The sequence below is a fragment of the Aquimarina macrocephali JAMB N27 genome, assembly GCF_000520995.1.
GTDB classification, from domain to species: Bacteria; Bacteroidota; Bacteroidia; order Flavobacteriales; family Flavobacteriaceae; genus Aquimarina; species Aquimarina macrocephali.
Window position 1 is genome coordinate 1 of the sequence record NZ_JACA01000157.1, and the last position, 433, is coordinate 433.

Genomic DNA, 433 nt, shown 5'->3' on the forward strand with positions numbered 1-433 from the left:
GTAATTTTGTTGCAGAATCTAATAGTTATGTAGTAAGCTCTTCTTCATATACGAGTTGGAATGGTAAATCAGGCTACATAGGATTTACTTTCAAAATTGGAGGCAATACACATTATGGATGGTTTTATGCTACTGTAGCAAATGATGGGTTATCGTATACTATATTGGATTATGCATATAACACTAATGCAGGTCAAGGACTTACAACTAAAAGGCCAGCAGCAGCAGGTCCAGAAAAAGCAGAGAATTTAGTGAAGGTATATCCTAATTCATTTACCGAGACTACAAATATTGACTTAACAAAATTAGGTAAAGAAAGGTTTACTATGAGTGTATACGATCTTTTAGGAAGACGTATTTACCATAAAAACTATGACAGAAATCCTGGAGTACTTCCTTTTGGAGGAGCAATAACCGAAAAAGGAAATTATTT

The 433-nt window shown here is 33.9% G+C and carries 1 protein-coding gene; it reads left to right on the forward strand.

Going from position 1 to position 433, the window contains the following annotated elements:
- A partial coding sequence (locus Z054_RS32065; protein ID WP_035094004.1) for a T9SS type A sorting domain-containing protein occupies positions 1-433 on the forward strand: 433 nt, incomplete at both ends.